Here is a 17,377-nt window from a genome sequence, read left to right on the forward strand (position 1 = left end):
TCAACCTCAACACCGTTGCGTTTGCGTCTAGAGTCGCAGGTCAAGCCCTGGGGAATGGCGCAACGGGACGTCCTGATAGATCAGCTTGTGTCGAGCAAGAAGATCATCGGGAGTCCCGTTGCAGGAGAAGTCTGTCATCACGCGTACGGTCGAGGCGGCCGGGGGTGTGTACGCGCCGGGTCACTTGGGCGAGTTGACCCAGATCGTGGACTTCGTGCTGGTGGACGCGGTGATTGAGGAGACCGGGTCACGGGAGAGGCGACTGCGGCTGCTGCCGTCCCGGGTCGTGGTCTACTTCGTCCTCGCGCTGGCTCTGTTCGAGGACTGTTCCTATCGGGGTGTGTGGGGCAAGCTGACGGCGGGGCTGGAGGGACTGCCGTTGGTGCGTCCGGCGGTCTCCTCGCTGTCCAGGGCCCGGCGGCGGATAGGGGCGGCGCCGCTGCGGCGGCTGTTCGAGGTTCTCGCCGGACCCGTCGCCCATCTCGGGCAGGCCGGTTCGTTCTATCGAGGGCTTCGGACCGTGGCCGTGGACGGCACCTTGCTGCACGTACCGGATGAGGAGGCGCTCACCTGGCGCTATCCCAAACGAGCGGGCGAGAGTGTGGAGTTCGGCTACCCGCTGCTGCGACTCGTGGTCCTGGTCGAGTGCGGCACCCGTGCCGTGCTGGCCGCTGCGTTCGGCCCCGAGAGTGACGGCGAACTCACCTATGCAGGACGCCTGCTGAGCATGCTGGACCGCACGATGCTCCTGCTGGCCGATGCCGGCTTCGATGCGAACGAGTTCGTCCGGGACGTCCAGGCCACCGACGCCCAGTTCCTGGTGCGCTCCTCCGCCCGCCGGATACCCACCCCCTTCCGGCACCTGGGTGACGGCTCCTACCTGGCCCGGATCGGCTACGGTGTCCTGCCCGTCCTGCTGACCGTCCGCGTCATCGAGGCGTCCGTCACCGTGACCCTGGCCGATGGCACCGTCCGCACCGAGCAATGGCGCCTGCTCACCAGCCTCCTCGACCCGGCCGCCCACCCAGCCGCCGGGCTCGTGGATCTCTACCACGAGCGGTGGCAGTCGGAGACGACGTATTTCTCGATCAAGGCCACCATGCTGGACGGCCGTGTCCTGCGCTCCCGCAGCCTGACCGGCCTCGACCAGGAGGTATACGCCCTGCTCACCACCTACCAGGCACTGATCCGCGCCGCCGCCGACACCGCCTGCACCCGGCCCGGCCTGGACATGGACCGCATCAGCTTCACCGTCCTGCAGACCACCGCCGCCGACACCGTCACCACCGCGACCGCAATCCTGCCCCCGGCGGGTCCCGCCGAGCTCATCGGCCCCATCGGCCGGGCCGTCCTCGACGCTCTTCACCCCGCCCGCCACCGACACCGCGTCAAGGCCCGCACCCGCAAGAACCCCACCAGCAAGTACGGACCGAACGCCGGACAACACCCCACGACCAGCCAGCACTACACCGTCCACACCACCGTCACGTTCTTCGAACACGGGCTTGCGAACCGCTCACGGAGGTAAACGCAACGGTGTTGGTGTCAACCTTCCCCACCCATCTCTCCTGCTCCTCGCTCTCCTTCGTCCGGCCGGACGGAACGCCCGTCTTCGACGGCTTCCAACTGGCCGTCGGACCGGGCTGGTAGGCGTCAACGGGTCAGGAAAATCAACCCTGTTGCGGCTGGCGGCCGGCGAGCTCGCCCCTACCGGCGGGAAGATCCAGACCGCCGGCGAACTCGGCTACCTTCCGCAGAACCTGGTGCTGAACACCGGACTGCGGGTGGACCAGGCCCTGGGCATCACGCAAACGCGCGCCGCCCTGCACGCCATCGAGGCGGGCGAGGCGACCGAGCAGAACTTCACGGCCGTCGGCGACGACTGGGACGTGGAGGAGCGCGCCCGCGCGACCCTCGACCAGCTCGGCCTGGTCCGGATCGGCCTCGACCGGACGATCGGCGAGCTGTCCGGCGGCGAGTCGGTGCTGCTGCGCCGTCCGGACATCCTGCTCCTCGACGAGCCGACGAACAACCTGGACCGGCAGGCACGCGAGCACCTGTACGCCGCGGTCGAGGCGTGGTCCCGCGTGATGGTCGTGGTCAGTCACGACCGCGAACTCCTGGAGCGAGTCGACCAGATCGCCGACCTGCGCGAAGGCGAGGTCCGCTGGTACGGCGGCAACTACACGGCGTACGAGGAGGCGCTCGCCGTCGAGCAGGAGGCGGCGGAGCGCATGGTCCGGGTCGCCGAGGCCGACGTGCACCGGCAGAAGAAGGAGCTGGCGGACGCCCATGTGAAGCTGGCCCGCCGCAAGCGGTACGGGTAGATGATGTACGACACCAAGCGCGAACCGAAGATCATCATGAACGCCCGCAAGCGGGCCGCGCAGGAGTCGGCGGGCAAGCACCGCATCATGCACGAGGAGAAGCTGGCCGATGCGAAGGAGCGGCTGAGCGGGGCGGTGGAGGCGGTGCGCGACGACGACGAGATCAGCGTCGTACTGCCGCACACCGCGGTGCACGCGGGCCGCACCGTACTGACCCTGCGGGATCTGGAGCTGCGGTACGGCGCCCGCGTCGACGGCGCGTTCGAGGTGCGCGGCCCCGAGCGGATCGCCCTGGTGGGGCGCAACGGCTCGGGGAAGACGACCCTGCTGCGCACGGTCACCGGGGAACTGGCGCCGGTTGCGGGCGAGGCGCTGGCGCATGTGCCGCTGCGGTTCCAGCCGCAGCGTCTCGACGTACTGGACGACGGACTGACCGTGGCGGAGAACGTGGCGAGGTTCGCCCCTTCGGCGACGAACAACGCCATCAGGGCGCGGCTGGCCCGGTTCCTGTTCAAGGGCTCGCGCGCGGACCAGCGGGCCGGCACCCTGTCGGGCGGTGAGCGTTTCCGGGCAGCATTGGCAGCGCTGCTGCTGGCGGAGCCGGCGCCGCAGCTGCTTCTGCTGGACGAGCCGACGAACAACCTGGACCTGGCGAGCGTGCGGCGGCTGGTCCAGGCGCTGGAGTCGTACGAGGGAGCGCTGGTCGTGGCGAGCCACGACGAGCCGTTCCTGGAGTCGATCGGCATCACCCGGCGCCTGGAGCTCGGGCATGGCACTACGTGACATGGGTCTCGGCAGACCCCCGGTCACCTGCCCGCATAACCGAACGTAACGGGACATCGCGGCGGTGGACTTGGCTCAGCTCTTACTGGCCCCTTAACCTACGGTCACGTAACCTACGTAGCCGTAAGTACTTGTACATCGCCCCCGTCCCCAGGAGCACCCGTGACAGTCACCTCTCCCCAACTCGGCAGTTCGGACGCGTGGACAGACGCCCGACTGCTGTACGCGCTGGAAGAGGTGGTGGAGAAGGAACTCAACCGCCATCTCAAGGTTGCCAAGGACTGGATGCCGCACGAGTACGTCCCGTTCTCGGACGGCAGGAACTTCCCGGGCCTGTTCGACGACGGCCAGGCCTGGGAGCCCGAGCAGTCCAAGGTCACCGACATCGGCAAGATCGCGCTCGTCGTGAACCTGCTGACCGAGGACAACCTCCCCAGCTACCACCACGAGATCGCCTCCCTCTTCGGCCGCGACGGCGCCTGGGGCACCTGGGTGCACCGCTGGACCGCGGAGGAGGGCCGGCACGGCATCGTGATGCGTGACTACCTGCTCACCTCGCGCGCCGTCGACCCGGACAAGCTGGAGCAGTTCCGCATGGCGCACATGGCGGAGGGCTTCGAGTCCGACAACCGCCACTCGATGCTGCACTCGGTGGCGTACGTCGCCTTCCAGGAGCTCGCCACCCGCGTCTCGCACCGCAACACGGGCCACCAGTCCGGCGACCCCGTCTGCGACCGCATGCTGGCCCGCATCGCGACCGACGAGAACCTGCACATGGTCTTCTACCGCAACCTGCTGGGCGCGGCGTTCGAGATCGCCCCCGACCTGACGATGCAGTCGGTGCGCGATGTCGTCGTGGACTTCCGCATGCCCGGGCATGGCATGCCGGGCTTCGAGCGCGCCGCCGCCCAGATGGCGATCGGCGAGATCTACAACATGCGCATCCACCACGACGACGTACTCCAGCCGGTCCTGCGCTTCCTCAAGGTCCTGGAGATCGACGGCCTCGGCCCCGAGGGACTCAAGGCGCAGGAGGAGCTCGGCCTCTACATGAACGGGCTGGACGCGGAGGCGAGCAAGTTCGACGAGAAGCTGGCCGCACGCAGGGCCCGCATGGCCGCCCGCGCAGCCTCCTGACCCCCGGTCGGCGTCCCGGACACGCCCGGGACGCCGACGCCCCCCTCGAACGTCACAACCGCCGCCGCTCCTTCTCGGAGAGACCCCCCACACGCCGTACCGCTCGTCGTTGGCGAGCGCGTACTCCAGGCAGGCCACCCGCCCCTCGCACGCGGCGCAGAGCTGCTTGGCCTCGCGGGTGGAGCTACCGGGCGTGGGAAAGAAGAACTCGGGCCCGGCCTGAGCGCACAACGCGCTCTCCTGCCACAAGAGTTCCGCGGTTTTCGTCACCATGCCCCACACCCTGCGCACCGCCGATCAACGCCCGCTGAACGTCCGCTCAACGCCCCCGCCGAGCTCCCCGAGGTGCCGGGAGGGGACGTGTCGGGGCGCTCCCCGCAGGGTGTCGAACACAGCGTGGCCGCACAGAGCAACCCCGCCGAACGTTCGGCACCCGAGGAGACGCCCCGGCACGGCACCGACCCCGGTGCCACCCCCGCCTCGGGAGACCCGGCCGGATGGTGCTCGTACCCCGAAATGGTCCGGTCCGGCTTGGCGACCCGAAAGAGCCGGGGCTCTACAGCTTGTCCGGTCGTCCCCCCGCCCCAGCGGCCGCGTGCGCAGGCGCGTGGTCGCGGCCGCCCGGATGACGGTGGCGGTACGTCCAGAAAACCGTGCAGGACACCAGGGACCAGGCGGCAAGCACCGCGAACGGCAGCGCGTGCTGGTGCCCCTGGAAGTAGACGGCCGTGTGCTGCGCGTTGACCGAGGCGCCCGGCGGCAGCCAGCGGCCGATGTGGCCGAGTACGGACGGCAGCAGCGGCCAGGACACCGCGCCGCCCGACGACGGGTTGCCGAGGAGCACCATCAGGCCCCAGGTGGGCAGCATCGCCCAGCGTCCCATAAGGGTGTTGAACATCGTGAAGACCATGCCAGAGGTGAACATGGTCAGCGCCAGGATCAGCCACGATTCGACGAACGGCAGATCGAGCGCCCCCAGCAGCCAGTCCACGACGGCGGCGATCGCGAACGCGCCGAGGAGCGCGTAGGCGGCGGTGAAGGCGATGCGCTCGGCCGGGTTCAGGGCGCGGGCGTGCACGCTGAGCTGGATGGCGCCGACGAAGCCGATGATCACCGCGGCCAGCGAGATGTAGAAGAGCGCGAGGCCCCGGGGATCGCCCTTCTGGAGCGGCTTGATGTCCCTGACCTCGACCGGCACACCGGCCGCGGATCCCACCTTCGCGGCGGACTGGGCGAGTACCTGCGCGACGGAGGACCCCGCCGCGCCCGCCACGTCGAGCTCAACGCCGGCGCGCGGGCTGTCCTTGATCCGCAGGATCGCGAACTCCTGCTGCTCGTTGAGCGCGTTGCGCGCGGCCGCGGACGTGCGGTAGGGGGTCAGGGCGAGTGAGGAGCCCAGCGCCTTGTCCATGCCGGCGATGAAGGCCCGGCCGTGCGGCGCGGCGGCGTCGCCGACGACTGCGGTGGGGATCCGGTGCGGGGTGGGACTGGCCATGCTGTACGTGTAGGACCCGGCGAACAGACCGGCGGCTGCCGCGAGGATGAAGACCAGCACCAGGGCGGGCAGGAACGGCGACTCCTCGAACGCGGCCCACCGTTCAGCGCGCGTCGGCGTGCGCGCGTGTCCACCGGCGCTCACGTCTCCTCGTGCTTCGCCCGGCTCGGCGAGACCCGTTTCGGTTCGCCCGGCATCTTCGGGTAGTCCGGCGGGTACGGCATGTCGCCATGCCCGCGGTCGCTCTCGTCCCGGGCCGCGAGTTCCAGCAGCCCCTCCAGGCCGAAGGCGTGGTCGTCCATGTCGGCGTGTACGTCGCCGAGTTCGGCGAACCGGGCCGGCATGGTGGCCAGGTCGAAGTCGAGGGGTTCCGCTTCGTCCAGTTCGTCCCAGGTCAGCGGCGCGGAGACCGGAGCGTGCGGGTGCGGGCGGACGGAGTAGGCGGAGGCGATGGTGCGGTCGCGGGCGGTCTGGTTGTAGTCGACGAAGATCCGCTCACCGCGCTCCTCCTTCCACCAGGCGGTGGTGACGCGCCCCGGCATCCGGCGTTCGAGTTCGCGGCCGACGGCGATGGCGCAGCGTCGTACCTCGGTGAAGGTCCAGCGGGGCTCGATCGGCACGAACACGTGCAGGCCCCGGCCACCGGACGTCTTGGGCCAGCCGCGCAGGCCCTGCTCGTCGAGGAACGCGTGCAGTTCGTGGGCGGTCCTGACCGCGTCCGCGTAGTCGGTGCCGGGCTGTGGGTCCAGGTCGATGCGGAGCTCGTCGGGGTGTTCGGTGGCGGCGCGCCGTACCGGCCAGGGGTGGAAGGTGAGGCAGCCGAGGTTCGCGGCCCACAGCACGGCGGCGGTCTCGGTGGGGCACATCTCGTCGGCGGTGCGCCCGCTGGGGAAGGCGATCCGGGCGGTGGGAATCCAGTCGGGCAGGTTCTTGGGGACGCGTTTTTGGAAGAAGGACTCGCCCCCGACGCCCTCGGGGAAACGCTGCAGGGTGGTCGGGCGGTCGCGCAGCGCGCGGGTGATCCCGTCGCCGACGGCCAGGTAGTACTGGGCCACGTCCCACTTGGTGTAGCCGCGCTCGGGAAAGTAGATCTTGTCGGGGCTGGACAGCCGTACCGTCCGCTCTCCGGCCTGGAGCTCCACCGCTTCACCCATGCCCGCCACGCTAAGCCGGTCGGGCTTTCGGCGCATACCGGGACCATGACGGGCGAGCCACCGGGAAGAACCGCAGAATCGAGCCATGGATCTGCCGGTGATGCCGCCCGTGAAACCGATGCTGGCCAAGGCCGTGGCCGCCATCCCACCCGGGCCCGGCATGAGTTACGAGGCCAAATGGGACGGTTTCCGGGCGATCGTGCACCGGGACGGCGACGAGGTGGAGATCGGCAGCAGGACGGGAAAGTCGCTGGCCCGGTACTTCCCGGAGCTGGTCGAGTCGCTGCGCGCGACGCTGCCCGGCCGGTGTGTCGTGGACGGCGAGATCGTGATCGTCCACGAGGGGCGGCTGGACTTCGACCGGCTCAGCGAGCGCATCCACCCGGCGCAGTCCCGGGTGCGGATGCTGGCCGAACGCACGCCCGCGTCGTTCGTCGCCTTCGACCTGCTGGCGCTGGAGGACGAGTCGCTGCTCGACGCCCCGTTCGTGTACCGGCGCAGCGCCCTGGCCGGGGTGCTCGAAGGAGTGCGGCCGCCCGTTCATCTGGCGCCCGCGACGGGGGACATCGAGGTGGCCAGGGAGTGGTTCGAGCGTTACGAGGGCGCGGGGCTCGACGGTGTGGTCGCCAAGCCCGAGTCGATGCCGTATCGGCAGGACACCCGGCTGATGTACAAGATCAAGCATGAGCGCACGGCGGACTGTGTCGTCGCCGGGTACCGGCTGCACAAGAGCGGACCGGTCGTCGGCTCGCTGCTGCTCGGCCTGCACGACGACACGGGCGCGCTCCAGCATGTGGGGGTGTGCGCGGCCTTCACGATGCGCCGGCGCAAGGAGCTGATCGAGGAGCTGGAGCCCCTGCGCCTGGGGCCGGACGAACTCCACGAGCACCCTTGGGCGGCCTGGGCCGAGGAGTCCGCGCACGAGGGCGCCCGGATGCCGGGCGCGCCGAGCCGCTGGTCGGGCAGGAAGGACCTGTCGTGGGTGGCACTGCGGCCGGAGCGGGTGTGCGAGGTCGCGTACGACCACATGGAGGGCGACCGGTTCCGGCACACCGCGAGGTTCCGCCGCTGGCGCGAGGACCGTACGCCGGAGAGCTGTACGTACGCCCAGTTGGAGGAGCCGGTCTGCTACGACCTCGCGGATGTCTTCGGGGCGCCGTAACTCCGCCGTCCGCCACCGGGCCGGGACCGTCCTTACGGGCGGCTCCCGCATGCGACCCGGCAAGCCCGGTGTGAGGGTGCAGGGGTGAGCACCAGCAGCAAGGCAGGCCCGGCTCCCGCCCCGCCCGTCCTCGACCGGCGGCAGCGCAACATCGTCTTCGGGACCGTCCTGCTGGGTGTGCTGCTGGCCGCGCTGGACCAGACGATCGTCGGCACCGCGCTGCCGACGATCGTCTCGGAACTCGGCGGCGCGGAGCACATGTCGTGGGTGGTGACCGCCTATCTGCTGGCCGAGACCGTCGCGACCGTCCTGGTCGGCAAGTTCGGTGACCTCTTCGGCCGAAAGCTGATCTTCCAGATCTCGGCCGTCATTTTCATCACCGGCTCGTTCCTGTGCGGGCTGTCCGCCAACATGACGCTGCTGATCGTCTGGCGCGCGCTGCAGGGCGTCGGCGCGGGCGGCCTCATGGTCACCTCGATGGCCCTGATCGCCGATGTGATCCCGCTGCGCGAGCGCGGCAAGTACCAGGGCGCCATCGGAGCGGTCTTCGGGGTGGCCACCGTGGTCGGGCCGCTGCTGGGCGGCCTGTTCACCGACCATTTGACGTGGCGCTGGGCGTTCTACGTCAACGTGCCGATCGCGATCGCCGTCGTCGTCGCCGCCGCCCGCAACATTCCGTCCGTACGCTCCGCCGTCCGCCCCGTCATCGACTATCTCGGCATCGCGCTCGTCGCGGCCGGTGCCGCCGCCCTGATCCTGGCTACGAGCTGGGGCGGCAACGAGTACGGCTGGGGCTCGGGCGTCATCATCGGTCTCTTCGCGACGGGCTTGATCGCGCTCGCCCTGTTCTGCCTGGTGGAGACCCGCGCCGTCGAGCCGATGCTGCCGATGCGGCTGTTCTCCAATCCGGTGTTCACCGTCTGCTCGGTCCTCAGCTTCGTGGTGGGCTTCGCGATGCTCGGGGCGATGACGTTCCTGCCGACGTATCTCCAGTACGTCGACGGGGACTCCGCGACCACTTCGGGCATCCGCACGCTGCCCATGGTGGCCGGTCTGCTCATCGCGTCGGTCTACAGCGGAAGTGTCGTCAGCAGGACGGGCCATTACCGGATCTTCCCCATCGCCGGTTCCCTGGTGATGGGTATCGGTCTGTTCCTGCTGTCGCTGATGGACACGGAGTCGGGGGTCTGGCTGGGGTCGCTGTACATGTTCGTGCTCGGCGTCGGCATCGGCCTGGGCATGCAGGTCCTGACGATCGCCGTGCAGAACACCGTGGAGTACGCGGACCTCGGCACGGCCACCTCAGGCGTCACCTTCTTCCGTTCGCTCGGCATGTCCTTCGGCACGGCGGTCTTCGGCACCATCTACGCCAACTCGCTCCGGCTCAACCTCGACGCGGGAATCGCCGAGGCGGCCCGGGCTGGCGGGGTGGACCCCGCCGCGCTCGCACGGGCCGCCCGCAACCCGCAGGGGGTGCACGCGCTGCCGCCGGAGCAGGGGGATCCGATCATCCAGGCGTACGCCGACTCGCTGCACACGGTGTTCCTGTGGACCGTCCCGGTCGCGGCGATCGGCTTCGTGGTGGCGCTGTTCCTCAAGCAGGTCAAGCTGCGCGACACCGCCCGCGCCGGCTCGACCGACATGGGCGAGGGATTCGGATCCCCCACCACGGCGGGCGACTCCACCAAGCTGCTGGAGCTGTCCGTCGCGCAGGTGCTGCACACCAAGGGCCGGGACACCGACCGGCGGATCATCATGGGCTCCGACACCCGCCTGGACATCGCGGGCGCCTGGGCGGTGATGCAGGTGGCGCTGTTCACCCGGTTGGTCGGTCATGCCAGCCTCGGCCTGATCGCCGCCCGCCGCAATATCCCGCCCGAGGTCCTGCTGCCGGTGTTCGACCGGATGGTGGACGAGGGCTATGTCACCCGCGACGGCAGCCTGCTGTCGCACACCCCTGCCGGTGCCCGCGAGGCCGAGGTGATCGGGGCCGCGTGGTCGCGGTGGCTCGGCGAACAGCTGGAAATGGAGACGGACGGCGGGCGGCCGGGCGGGCGGCCCGGTGACCGGGACATGCGGGCCGCCGTCGACACGATCGCCAAGCAGCTGCTCGCCGAGGACCTGGCGCAGGGCCTGCCGGCTGCCCGCTGAGGGCCGCTACGCCGTTGTACCGACCTCGGTGACCTTCGTCAGGTCGTCGTCGGCGTTGTCGGCGTTGTCGCGTGGCGACGGCAGCCGCGGTCCCGGTTCGGTCTTCGGCGCCCGCGCCGTACGCACCAGCCGGGTGGCGGCCAGCCAGAACGTGGTCGGCAGGAACACCAGGTCGCCGACGATCGTGATGGCGGAGAACATCGGCAGGGCCATGAGCAGGCCGATGCCGATGTGGGTGGCGAGCATGACGACGAGGATGCAGTACTTGAGCCGCCGGTTGAACACCAGCGCGGGGAACAGCATCTGCGAGAAGACCGTCACGTACGCCATCAGCGCGGCGAAGGTGCCGTTGCTCGCGACCCAGGCCGACAGCTCGGGGAAGGTCGAGAAGTCGTCGTACATCATCGAGTAGTACAGGGCCGTGCCGTTGCGCCAGGACTCGCCCTGGATCTTGTACATGGCCGCGGACCCGTAGATGACCATGACCTGGAGCGCGATCATCCCCAGGCCGGCGTTGTGCAGCACGGTGACCAGGCGCCGGCGCAGCTCCTCGGTCTCGGCTCCCCAGAAGACGAACCTCGACGCGGACGCGTCCGTACCCCTGTCGGTGTCCGTGTCGGTGTCCGTGTTCGCGCGCTTCGCCTTGCGGGCGCGGCGGCGGGCGTCGAGTGACCAGTAACGGCCGGACGCCACGAAGAGCAGGAAGTTGGCGAACAGCAGACTCAGCAGCGCCCAGCCGCTGTTGGCCATGGATCCCCGGATGTAGAAGGCCACGACGAGGAACCAGAACACCACGGTCGTGGCCCGGGTGCGCCAGCCGAGCATCAGCAGCGCGCTGGCCGCGACCGCCAGCGCGTACCAGGCCCAGAAGACGAGAGCGCTGTCGGTGGCGAGAAGCCCGTACCACCAGGAGAAGACGCCGTCCCAGCCGCGCGCCTCAAGGGTCCGGGCGAACAGCTCCGGGGTGAAGGGAGAGCCCGGCCCCCAGAGGCGGTCGGCGCGTACCGACTCACGCAGCAGGTGGATCAGGTAGAGGCCGCCGAGACCGATACGGATGGCGGCGGCGCTGTACGGGGCGAGGGGCCGAAGGGTCAGATCGCGCGCGGCGGCGCTCGCTTGGCGTCCGAGAGAGCCCGCGGAGTCCCGGCCGAGGGTGAGGGCTGCGCGTACGGTCATGAGCGGACCTTCCAGTATCCGAGGGTCTGATACTGCGGGCGCGTGGCGGCGGCGCTGGATCCGGGCGCGGGGATACGGGTGCTTTTGAGGCGGAGTTGGACGGCCTGCCCCCGGTCGTGGCCCATGTCGTCGAGCCGGACCACTATCACGTTGAGCAGGTAGCGCGCCGAACGGCCGGTGGCGTCGGCGGCTTTGTCGCGCGCCACGTTCGACCGGTACTGGGAGATCGCCCGGCGCAGGACCAGCTGGTCCTCGATGCTGGGGAGCAGCTCACCGCGGTACGCCGCGTTGTCGTGCGCGGTGAGGTCGATCCACCCGCCGAACTTCCCGCCGTCGTTGACGCGCACTTCGAGATGCTGATTGAACCTGGCGGGCTCCGGGGCGAAGATGCTCCAGTCCTGGGGGAAGAGCGGCCGCATCCACCCGTTGACCTGTTCGGCGTAGGCCTCGGAGCGCGGGAAGTCCTTGGCGACGTAGAGCAGCAGCATGCTCGCGTGGACGAGTGCGAGCCCTGCGACCAGAGCCGTGAACCACCGGACGACTCCGCGCCGCGAAGCTCCGAGCGGCGTGCCTCGGGGAGCGAGTGGGTCGGGCGGCGCTATGGCGGACTCGGCCACGCTCGTTCTCCTCATGGTGCCCTCGGATCACAACGGGCCCAGGGTATCCATCGCCCCCGGCCCTCTCCGCCCGGCCTTCGGACACCTCCCGGACACCTCCCTGACACCCTCTGGGCGGGTGACAGACCCTTACGGACCTGTGACGTCATGGCGTGTGGGGCCGACGGGCGGTGCCCGGGCCCGTAGCGTCGAGAGCATGCGCGTACTAGTCACAGGAGGCGCGGGCTTCATCGGCTCGCACATCGTCACCGCTCTCGCTTCGGGCGGCCATGAACCTGTCGTGCTGGATCTGCGGCGGGCCGGCCCGGGAGGAGTGTCCGGCGATGTCAGGGACGGGGCGGGGGTGGAGCGTGCGCTGCGCGGCGTCGACGCGGTCTGCCACCAGGCCGCGATGGTCGGACTGGGCCAGGACTTCGCCGACGCTCCCGACTACGTCTGCCACAACGACCTCGGGACGGCGGTGCTGCTCGCCGCCATGGCCCGGGCGGGCGTGGCGGATCTCGTACTGGCCGGGTCGATGGTGGTCTACGGCGAGGGGCGCTACGACTGTCCCCGGCACGGCACGGTCAGGCCGGGACCGCGCGCGGTGTCCGATCTCGAAGCGGGACGTTTCGAGCCCGGCTGCCCGCAGTGCGGCGAAGAGCTGAGTCCGGGGCTGGTGAGTGAGGACGCGCCGTCCGATCCACGCAACGTGTACGCGACGACGAAGCTGGCGCAGGAGCATCTGGCCGCTGCCTGGGCGCGGGCGACCGGCGGACGCGCGGTGTCGCTGCGCTACCACAACGTCTACGGGCCGGGGATGCCCCGCGACACCCCTTACGCCGGGGTCGCCTCCTTCTTCCGGTCGGCGCTCGCCCGGGGTGAGGCGCCACGGGTCTTCGAGGACGGCCGTCAGCGCCGGGACTTCGTCCATGTGCGGGATGTCGCCGACGCGAACATGGCGGCGCTGCGGGCGGTGGGAAGCCGCCGGCCGGGGGCGTTGAGCGCGTTCAACGCGGGCAGCGGGGTTCCGCACACGGTCGGCGAGATGGCGACTGCGCTGGCGACGGCGCACGGCGGGCCCGCGCCGGTGGTCACCGGCGAGTACCGGCTCGGCGACGTACGGCACATCACCGCCGACTCGGCGCGGCTGCGCTCGGAGCTCGGCTGGAAACCCGGGGTCTCCTTCACGGACGGCATGACCGAGTTCGCGGGTGCGGCGTGAACGGGGCGGGCGGCGGGGAGGGGGCTTCGGGTCCGGGCTCGGGTCCGGGCTCGGGTCCGGGCTCGGGTTCGGGTTCGGGTTCGGGTTCGGTCGATGTGGTCCTGCCGTGTCTCGACGAGGCGGCGGCGCTGCCCTGGGTGCTGGCGCGCATCCCGGACGGCTGGCGTGCCGTGGTCGTGGACAACGGTTCGAGCGACGGTTCGGCGGACATCGCCCGGGAGCTCGGCGCCACCGTCGTGCGCGAGCCGCGGCGCGGCTTCGGCGCGGCCTGCCATGCGGGACTGCTGGCGGCCAAGTCGGAGTTCGTCTGCTTCTGCGACTGCGATGCCTCGCTCGACCCCGGACTGCTCACCGGCTTCGTCCGTCAGGTGGCCGACGGGGACGCCGATCTGGTCCTCGGGCGGCGCCGGCCGCAGTCCCGGGGCGCCTGGCCGCTGCACGCCCGGGCCGGCAATCTCGCGTTGACGAGCATGCTGCACCGGCGTACGGGGCTGCGGCTGCGTGACCTCGGGCCGATGCGGGCCGCCCGGCGTGAGGCGCTGCTGGGGCTCGGGCTGACAGACCGGCGCAGCGGCTATCCGCTGCAGATGGTGGTGCGGGCCGCGGACGCGGGGTGGCGGGTGCGGGAGGAGGACGTTCCATACCTGCCGAGGTCCGGCAAATCCAAGGTGACCGGCACCTGGCGGGGCACCTGGCACGCGGTGCACGACATGCGGCGGGTGCTGGCGACGGCGGGTGGTGACGTCCGATGACCACACGGCCGACGGCCGCACAACCGGCGCCCGCACAACCGACGCGCGCACATCCGACAACCACGCTGCTCGTCATCGCCAAGGAGCCGGTGCCCGGTCGGGTCAAGACACGGCTGACCCCGCCGTTCAGCCCGGCCGACGCGGCCCGCCTCGCCGCCGCCTCGCTCGCCGACACCCTGGACGCGGTGCTCGCCGCCCCGGTTCTGCGCCGGGTGCTGGTCCTGGCCGGGGAGCCCGGCCCATGGCTGCCGCCGGGCTTCGAGGTGGTGCCGCAGTGCGCGGGCGGGCTCGACGAGAGGCTCGCTGCGGCCTTCGGGATGTGCGCGGACTGCGGTCCGGCGGTCCTCGTCGGCATGGACACCCCGCAGGTCACCCCGGAGCTGCTGGCGCCCGCGCTGGCACCGGACGCCTGGCGGGACTGCGACGCGTGGTTCGGGCCCGCCGTCGACGGCGGCTTCTGGGCGCTGGGGCTCGCGGCCCCGGATCCGGCGCTGCTGCGCGGAGTGCCGATGTCCGTACCGGAGACCGGGGCCGTACAGCGCCAACGCCTGACCGACGCGGGGCTCGTGGTGCGGGACCTGCCGCTGCTACGCGACGTCGACACCGCGCACGACGCGACGCTGGTGGCTGCGGAGGCGCCGCGCAGCCGGTTCGCCGCGGAGCTGGCCGCGCTGTCGGCCGGGGCGGGGGCCGGACGATGACGACGGTGGCGACGGGGACTACGGGGACGGGGGCAGGGGCGGGGACGGGGACGGGAACGACGGGTGCGGGGCCGGCCTGGCGGGCCGATCCCTATACGCAGGCGCTGCGCACGGGGCGCGGCCCGCTGTTCCTGCGCCGCCCGGACGGCTGGCTGCTGCCACTGGACGTGGAACGGTGGTGCGCCGGGCCGGACAGCGCCGACATGACGGTCCTGAAACGGTGCCGGGGTACTGTGCTCGACATCGGCTGCGGCCCCGGACGGCTGGTCGCGGGCCTGACCGCGCTCGGGCATCCGGCACTGGGCATCGACGTGAGCCCGGCCGCGGTGGACCGTACGGAGCGGGCGGGCGGTGCGGCGGTCTGCGGGTCGGTCTTCGACTCGGTACCGGACGAGGGCCATTGGGACACGGCGCTGCTGGTCGACGGCAACATCGGCATCGGCGGCGATCCGCGCGCCCTCCTCGAACGAGTGGCACAGACGGTGACCCCGCGCGGTGTACTGCTCGCGGAGACGGCCCCGGCCGACGTCGACGAACGGGTGCAGGTCCGGGTGGACGACGGCAGGGGCACGCGGGGCGCGTCGTTCCCCTGGGCCAGGGTGGGCCCGGCGGCGCTGCGCGAGTACGCGGGGGCGACGGGGTGGACGGCGGAGGAGGAGTGGACGGCTGCGGGCGGACGGGGCTTTGTGCGGTTGGTTCGGCGGGGGTGAGCCCTTCGGCCGTCACCGCGGCATGGCGATCTCCAGCCTGTCCGGCGATTGAGGACAGGCCTTACGAAACGCGGACATCGGTGGTTCGGCGGCCCACCGGCCGGATCCGGCTGCCACGCTGGGACGTGTGATCAACGCCCGTACCGCACTCACCGCAGCCCTGCTCATCGCGCTGACCGTCGTCCTCACCCTCACGATCCGCACCGACACCTTCTTCACCGATCCCGGCGGCCTCTCCTGGTGGTACGCCGGGGCGTGGCTGCTGTTCGCCGCGGCGGCCTGGGCCGTGCGCAAGGTCCCGGCCCGCAGCGTCCTGCTGCTGGTCGTGGCCGGCGGGATCGCGGTGACGGCCACCGGGCTGGCCGCTCCGCCGCGTACCAGCACGGATTCCTACCGGTACGCGTGGGACGGCCGCGTGCAGGCCGCCGGGATCTCCCCGTACGACCACGCTCCCGCCGACCGTGCGCTCACCGAGCTGCGGGACCCCTGGCTCTTCCCGGCCGGCGCCGACTGCGCGGGGCCCGACCGTGCGCGCATCGGCCGCAAGTCGGCGACCGGCGAGGACCGCAGGTGCACGCGGCTGAACCGACCGAACGCGCACACCATCTACCCGCCGGTCTCCGAGGGGTACTTCCTCCTCGTGCACGCGCTGTCCCCGGACACGGTCCGCCACAAGGCGTTGCAGGTGGGCGGGGCCGTGCTTTCCCTCGGCGTGACCGGGGTGCTGCTGCTGGTGATCAGGCGCCGGGGCGGTGATCCCCGGAACGCCGCGTACTGGGCGTGGTGCCCCGTCGTGCCCATCGAGGCGGTGAACAACGCCCACGCCGATGTCCTCGGCGTACTGCTCGCCGTGGCCGGGCTGGGAGTCGTGGTGCACCGCCGGGTCGCGGGCGGGGCGCTGCTCGGCGCGGCGACGGCGGTCAAGCTGATGCCAGCGGTGGTGCTGCCGGGCGCGCTGTCGGGCGTACTGGCCGGCAGGCCCCGGCAGTGGCTGTGGGCCCGGATGGCAGCGGTGCTGCTGCCGGCCGCCGGCGTCGTGGGGCTGGCCTATCTGCCGTACGTCCTGGCCTCACGGGAGTCGGTGTTCGGCTATCTCGGCGGTTACGTCGAGGAGGAGGGCTACGACGCCGCCGACGCCGACAACCGCTACGGCGTGCTGCGTCTGCTGATGCCCGATTCCTGGGCCCTGCCCGCGGTGGCCGTGGTCCTGGCAGCGCTCGTGATCCACGTCCTGCGGCGGGGCGACCCCGAACAGCCCTGGCGGGGGGCGCTGCTGGTGACCGGGACCGCGTTCTTGCTCATGACACCGGAGTACTCGTGGTACGCGCTGCTGCTGGTCGCCCTGGTGGCGCTGGACGGCCGCTGGGAGTGGTTGGGCGTCGCGCTGGCCGGCGCGGGCGCGTACGTGACCTCACGTGCCTTCGACGAGCGGGACGGCGCGAGCACGACGGCGTACGCGATCGCCGCCGTGGTCGTGGTGGCCGGGTGGGCCGTACGCCGCCGGTGGCCAGCCGGGGTTGCGGGGGCAGGCGAGGAGGGGCCGCACCGTCAGGAGGCCTCGGGCTCGGCCGCGTCGAGGTAGACCCAGGCGCCCTCGTGCCGCACGAAGCGGCTGTGCTCGTGAAGTTCGCCGGGCTCGCCCCGGTGGGTGTAGTGGGCGCGGAAGGTGACCGTACCCGTGGTGTGGAAGACGCTGCCCCCGGTGGTGGCCAGGACGTCCAGGCCCTGCCAGCGCATGCCCGCGTCGAAGTCGATCTCCGGCGGCCTGGTGTCTGGGTGCCAGGTGCGCAGCAGGTACCCGGCGTCCTGGGCGGCGAAGGCGCTGTACCGGGAGCGCATCAGGAGCTCGGCGGTGGGCGCGGCGGCAGCGGCTGAGTGGAAACGCCCGCAGCATTCCCCGTAGGCGGCGGCCAGGCCGCAGGGGCAGGGCGAGGCGGCGGTGAGCGGTACGGGTCGTGAAGTGCGTCGGGCCATGGCGCCATTGTGCCGGGGTCGGCGGAAGAAACCG

Annotated in this window: 14 protein-coding genes and 2 pseudogenes; 10 read left to right on the forward strand and 6 right to left on the reverse strand. The window is 71.3% G+C overall.

Features of this window, described 5'->3' with window-relative positions; genetic code table 11:
• Positions 1 to 118: 118 nt before the first annotated feature.
• From ACU6WZ_RS01545 to ACU6WZ_RS01555, 3 genes and pseudogenes are all read left to right on the forward strand, one after another.
• Complete coding sequence (locus ACU6WZ_RS01545) at positions 119 to 1,528, forward strand: IS4 family transposase (protein ID WP_447029603.1); 1,410 nt, start codon at positions 119 to 121, stop codon at positions 1,526 to 1,528.
• 14 nt (positions 1,529 to 1,542) lie between these two features.
• A pseudogene (locus ACU6WZ_RS01550) lies at positions 1,543 to 3,110 on the forward strand (ABC-F family ATP-binding cassette domain-containing protein).
• A 162-nt stretch (positions 3,111 to 3,272) separates the two neighbouring features.
• Positions 3,273 to 4,247, forward strand: a complete 975-nt coding sequence (locus ACU6WZ_RS01555) for an acyl-ACP desaturase (RefSeq protein WP_447031297.1) — start codon at positions 3,273 to 3,275, stop codon at positions 4,245 to 4,247.
• A gap of 52 nt (positions 4,248 to 4,299) precedes the next feature.
• Here the strand turns inward: ACU6WZ_RS01555 and ACU6WZ_RS01560 are convergent.
• The 3 genes and pseudogenes from ACU6WZ_RS01560 to ligD form a co-directional block, all read right to left on the reverse strand.
• A pseudogene (locus tag ACU6WZ_RS01560) lies at positions 4,300 to 4,520 on the reverse strand (WhiB family transcriptional regulator).
• Between the two features lie 283 nt (positions 4,521 to 4,803).
• Complete coding sequence (locus ACU6WZ_RS01565) at positions 4,804 to 5,886, reverse strand: ABC-2 transporter permease (RefSeq protein WP_447031298.1); 1,083 nt, start codon at positions 5,884 to 5,886, stop codon at positions 4,804 to 4,806.
• Positions 5,883 to 6,896, reverse strand: coding sequence for a non-homologous end-joining DNA ligase (ligD, locus tag ACU6WZ_RS01570; RefSeq protein ID WP_447031299.1), 1,014 nt, complete (start codon positions 6,894 to 6,896; stop codon positions 5,883 to 5,885). The genes ACU6WZ_RS01565 and ligD overlap by 4 nt, the downstream gene beginning before the upstream one ends.
• Positions 6,897 to 6,981: 85 nt before the next feature.
• On the opposite strand from ligD, the gene ACU6WZ_RS01575 reads away from it, so the two are divergent.
• On the forward strand, positions 6,982 to 8,058 hold the full coding sequence (locus tag ACU6WZ_RS01575; RefSeq protein WP_447031300.1) for an ATP-dependent DNA ligase: 1,077 nt from the start codon (positions 6,982 to 6,984) through the stop codon (positions 8,056 to 8,058).
• A gap of 84 nt (positions 8,059 to 8,142) precedes the next feature.
• A complete protein-coding gene (locus tag ACU6WZ_RS01580) occupies positions 8,143 to 10,209 on the forward strand; it encodes an MDR family MFS transporter (RefSeq protein WP_447031301.1) in 2,067 nt (688 codons plus the stop codon).
• A gap of 6 nt (positions 10,210 to 10,215) precedes the next feature.
• Here the strand turns inward: ACU6WZ_RS01580 and ACU6WZ_RS01585 are convergent, their stop codons facing one another.
• Together ACU6WZ_RS01585 and ACU6WZ_RS01590 are read right to left on the reverse strand one after the other, a co-directional pair.
• Complete coding sequence (locus ACU6WZ_RS01585) at positions 10,216 to 11,385, reverse strand: HTTM domain-containing protein (RefSeq protein WP_447031302.1); 1,170 nt, start codon at positions 11,383 to 11,385, stop codon at positions 10,216 to 10,218.
• Positions 11,382 to 12,002, reverse strand: coding sequence for a DUF5819 family protein (locus tag ACU6WZ_RS01590; protein ID WP_447031303.1), 621 nt, complete (start codon positions 12,000 to 12,002; stop codon positions 11,382 to 11,384). The genes ACU6WZ_RS01585 and ACU6WZ_RS01590 overlap by 4 nt, the downstream gene beginning before the upstream one ends.
• A 196-nt stretch (positions 12,003 to 12,198) precedes the next feature.
• Here ACU6WZ_RS01590 and ACU6WZ_RS01595 point away from each other — a divergent pair, with 196 nt between their 5' ends.
• The 5 genes from ACU6WZ_RS01595 to ACU6WZ_RS01615 all read left to right on the forward strand — a co-directional run bounded on the left by ACU6WZ_RS01595 (position 12,199) and on the right by ACU6WZ_RS01615 (position 16,951).
• The gene (locus tag ACU6WZ_RS01595) at positions 12,199 to 13,206 is read left to right on the forward strand and encodes an NAD-dependent epimerase/dehydratase family protein (protein WP_447031304.1); all 1,008 of its coding nucleotides are present in this window, start codon (positions 12,199 to 12,201) and stop codon (positions 13,204 to 13,206) included.
• A 95-nt stretch (positions 13,207 to 13,301) separates the two neighbouring features.
• Positions 13,302 to 13,958, forward strand: coding sequence for a glycosyltransferase family 2 protein (locus ACU6WZ_RS01600; protein ID WP_447031305.1), 657 nt, complete (start codon positions 13,302 to 13,304; stop codon positions 13,956 to 13,958).
• Positions 13,955 to 14,659: a TIGR04282 family arsenosugar biosynthesis glycosyltransferase gene (locus tag ACU6WZ_RS01605; protein WP_447031306.1), complete on the forward strand. Its 705-nt coding sequence runs from the start codon at positions 13,955 to 13,957 to the stop codon at positions 14,657 to 14,659. Before ACU6WZ_RS01600 ends, ACU6WZ_RS01605 begins: the two co-directional genes overlap by 4 nt.
• Entirely contained in the window at positions 14,656 to 15,369 is a 714-nt protein-coding gene (locus ACU6WZ_RS01610; protein WP_447031307.1) for a class I SAM-dependent methyltransferase, read from the forward strand. The genes ACU6WZ_RS01605 and ACU6WZ_RS01610 overlap by 4 nt, the downstream gene beginning before the upstream one ends.
• Before the next feature lie 127 nt (positions 15,370 to 15,496).
• Complete coding sequence (locus tag ACU6WZ_RS01615) at positions 15,497 to 16,951, forward strand: glycosyltransferase 87 family protein (RefSeq protein WP_447031308.1); 1,455 nt, start codon at positions 15,497 to 15,499, stop codon at positions 16,949 to 16,951.
• Here the strand turns inward: ACU6WZ_RS01615 and ACU6WZ_RS01620 are convergent.
• Positions 16,918 to 17,343, reverse strand: a complete 426-nt coding sequence (locus tag ACU6WZ_RS01620) for a YchJ family protein (protein WP_447031309.1) — start codon at positions 17,341 to 17,343, stop codon at positions 16,918 to 16,920. The genes ACU6WZ_RS01615 and ACU6WZ_RS01620 overlap by 34 nt on opposite strands.
• Between the last annotated feature and the right edge of the window lie 34 nt (positions 17,344 to 17,377).

It is taken from the genome of Streptomyces hypolithicus, assembly GCF_052934925.1.